Below are 4,069 nucleotides of genomic sequence, written 5' to 3'. Positions count from 1 at the left end.
ACGCCTCATCCAACTCCCGATACGACAACGAACGACCCGCACACCGCACCGCCACCGCCCCCGGCGCACGCACCACCCGCGCCGCAAACAACCCCGGAATCGACACCGGCACCCACGACCGGGACAGGACAGCGCGGTTGGCGATCTCGTCGAGCCTGCGGTGTTCGCCGGCACCGAGCACGTCGATCGCCGACAGCGGTCGGGCCGTATCGGTCGTCAACGAGACCAGCACCCGCTGGAAGCGATCGATCAATGTCTCGATGGTGTCGGCGTCGAACACATCGGTGCGGAACTCCACCGTCCCGCCGATGCCGTCGGGCTGGCCGTCCTCGGTCCAACGTTCGGCCAACGAAAACACCAAATCCATGCGGGCGGTGTGGGTGTTCAGTGGCAGCGCGGTGACGTGCAGATCGCCCAAGCTCAGTTCGGCGGGGCTGTTGTTCTGCCAGGTCAACATCACTTGGACCAACGGGTGATGGGTCAGGCTGCGCGTGGGGTTGAGCCGGTCCACCAGCGCTTCGAAGGGCACATCTTGGTGCTCGTAGGCGGCGAGGCTGCGCCGCCGCACCTGAGCCAACACCTCCGCGAGGGTGGGATTTCCGGCGAGGTCGACCCGGAGTACCAGGGTGTTGACGAAGAAGCCCACCAGCTCATCCAGCGCCGGGTCCTGACGGCCGGCGATCGGAAAGCCCACGGCCACATCCGAAGTCGCGCTGACCTTGGCCAGCAACACCGTCAAGGCGGCCTGAATCACCATGAAGCTCGTCGCATTGTGCTCGCGAGCTACCGCGCGGACCCGATGCTGCAACTCCGCCGGCCACTCCACGGCCACGCTGGACCCGTGATGGTCGGCCACCGATGGGTAGGGCCGGTCGGTGGGCAGTGCGAGATGCCCGGGCATGTCGGCCAAGGTCTGCTGCCAATACCGCAGCTGCCCCGCGACAGGACTGTCGGGATCGTCCAGATCCCCCAACCGGGCCTGCTGCCAGAGCGTGTAGTCGACGTACTGCACCGCCAGCGGCGCCCATTCCGGCGCCTTGTCCGCAGACCGGCTGGCATAGGCCACGCCGAGGTCGCGGACCAGCGGCGTCAGGGACCACCCATCTGCGGCGATATGGTGGGCGACCGCCACGAGCACATGCCGGTTCTCGGTGACCCTGAAAAGCTCAGCACGCAGGGGAATTTCGGTTCCCAGATCGAACGAATGGCGCGCCACTGATTCGATGGCCTGCTCGAGGCGGCTGGCCGACCAATCGCCGGCGTCCACCACCTGCCAACCGAAGTCGGCCCGATCGGCGGGGACAACCACCTGCCGGGGTGTTCCCCTCGGCGCGACGAACACCGTGCGCAAACTTTCGTGTCGGGCCACCACATCGCCCAGTGCCGCCGCGAGTGCCTCGACATCCAGGTGCCCGTCCAGCCGCATGGCCGCGGCCATGTTGTAGACCGGCGACGGTCCCTGCAGTTGATCGGTGAACCACAGCCGGTTCTGAGCGAATGACAACGGCAGCACCGCCGGCCGCGCACCGGCCACCACCCGCGCCGGTCGCTCGTCGCCCGCACCGAGACGTGGGCCCAATTGGCGAATCGTCGGCGCCTCGAACAAGGTTCGCACCACGAGGTCGGCATCAAGCGCGGCATTGACTGCCGCAACCAAACGCATGGCCGACAACGAATCCCCGCCCAGATCGAAGAAGGAGTCGTCGACCCCGACGCGCTCCAGTCCCAACACCCGGGCATAAATGCCGGACAGCATTTCCTCGACCGGGGTTGCCGGAGGGCGGTATTCGCCGCTCTCCCGGTAGTCGGGCGCCGGTAGGGCGCGGGTGTCGAGCTTGCCGTTGACGGTCAGCGGCAGTTGGTCCAGCGCGACAATCGCCGCCGGGACCATATAGTTGGGCAGCCGGTCGGCCAGCTGCGCGCGGAGGCGGGCGGGCTCGGCTTTCCCGGTGATGTAGGCGACGAGGCGCTTATCGCCGGGGCGATCCTCCCGCACGACCACCGCTGCCTGTGCCACCCCGGCCAAACCGGTTAGCGCCGTGCGGATTTCGCTCAGCTCGATGCGGTAGCCGCGGATCTTGACCTGCTCGTCGGCGCGGCCCATGTACTGTAGCTGGCCATCGGCGCCCCAGCGGACCAGGTCGCCGGTGCGATACATGCGTTGTCCAGGCGCCCCGGCTGAGCCGAACGGGCACGCCACGAACCGCGTCGCGGACAGCCCCGGCCGGCCCACATACCCATGCGCCAGACCGCGCCCGGCCACGTACAGCTCACCGACCACGCCCTCGGGCACCGGCCGCAACCACCCGTCCAGCACGAAAAAGCCAAGATGCGCCAGCGGCAAGCCGATCGGGCTGGCGTTGGTGTCGACATCACCATCGACGATCTCGCGGAAGGAGGCGTGCACCGTGGTCTCGGTGATCCCATACATGTTGATCAACCGCGGCAGACCCGGGTGGTTGTGCAACCACTTGCCCAACCGATGCGGCTCGAGCGCCTCACCACCGAACACCACCGTCTGCAGCTTGAGCTGTTGGCCCAGCTCGGGGGCGAGCGAATCCGCGGTCTGCAGGACATAGAACGCGGACGGCGTCTGGCTGAGCACGCTGACCTGTTCGCGAATCAGCATGGCGTGCAGGTCTTTTGGTGAGCGGACGACGGAGTCGGGCACGATGACCAGCCGGCCGCCGTACAACAGCGACCCGAAGATTTCCCAGATCGAGAAGTCGAATGCCAGCGAGTGGCATTGCGTCCACACCTGCCCGAGTGCCAGCTCGCGGTTCACGGACTCCAGCAGCTCGGTGACGTTGCGGTGCGGCACCGCCACACCCTTCGGGGTGCCGGTCGTACCGGACGTATAGATGATGTAGGCGACGTTCTCCGCAGCGGGCGCCGGCAACCCGTCGCTCGGTCGAGTGTCGATGGCGGGGTCGCCGATGTCGATGACGTCCACGTCCGGGCCTTTGAGCCGCGACCGCACGTCGGCGGCGGTGACGGCGACGATCGGGGCGGCATCGGTGAGCATGAACTCGATCCGCGCCGCCGGCAGCCCCGAGTCGATGGGCAGGTAGGCCGCCCCGGTCTTGAGCACCGCCAGTATCGCGATGACGGCCTCGGCCGTCCGGGAGAACAGCACCGCGACGCGCTCCCCCGGCCCGGCGCCCCGGCTCACCAGCAGGTGCGCCAGCCGATTCGAGTACTCGTCGACCTCGGCATAGGTCCACGAACGGCCGCCGCAAGTGATGGCCACCGCGTCCGGGGCGCGGTCCACCTGGGCGGCGAACATCTCCGGGATCGAGATCCCCGAGGACGCGGGCCGGCTCAGCACCGCGCGGTTGCCGATGACCTCGAGCCGGGCGTGTTCCTTCTCATCGAGCACATCGATCGACGAGAGGCGCCGCGCCGGATCATCCGTGATTGCCACCAGGACCCGGCGGAATTGGTCGATCAGCGCCTCGACGCTGGCGGCGTTGTACACGTCGGTGCGGAATTCCACCGCTCCGCCGATGCCGGCGGGCTGGCCGTCCTCGGTCCAGCGTTCGGCCAGCGAGAACACCAGATCCATGCGGGCGACCTGGGGGTCGACCGGAACCGGCGTGACGCGCACGTCGCCCAGGGTCAGCCCGGCGGCGGGGCCGTTGTGCTGCCAGGGCAAATTCTGCCAAGCCAGGACTACCTGGATGAGGGGGTGGTGGCTGAGGCTGCGGGCGGGATGCAACCGCTCCACGAGGACTTCGAAGGGCACATCCTGATGTTCGTAGGCGGCCAGGCTGCGCTGCTGCACCTGAGTGAAAAGCTCAGCCACGGTCGGATTTCCACCCAAGTCGGTGCGCAATACCAACGTGTTGACGAAGAAGCCGACCAACTCGTCCAGCGCGGGATCACGACGCCCGGCGATCGGAAAACCCACCGCCACATCCGAAGTCGCGCCCAGCTTGGCCAACACCACCGCCAACGCCGCCTGTACCACCATGAAGCTGGTCGCATTATGCTCACCGGCCACCTCACGCACCCGCTGCTGCAACTGCGCGGGCCACTCCACGGCCACCCGCGCCCCCCGATAATCAGC

1 protein-coding gene is annotated in these 4,069 nt (G+C 67.7%); it reads right to left on the bottom strand.

What is annotated here, in order from left to right; genetic code table 11:
- Positions 1–4,069 (bottom strand): non-ribosomal peptide synthetase (locus A5750_RS05860; RefSeq protein ID WP_156664278.1); only part of this gene is annotated, 4,069 nt, incomplete at both ends.

It is taken from the genome of Mycobacterium sp. 852002-51613_SCH5001154 (assembly GCF_001667425.1).
Lineage (GTDB): Bacteria > Actinomycetota > Actinomycetes > Mycobacteriales > Mycobacteriaceae > Mycobacterium.
The sequence above is the reverse complement of the archived record's forward strand: the minus strand, read 5'-3'. Positions and strand labels throughout refer to the sequence as shown.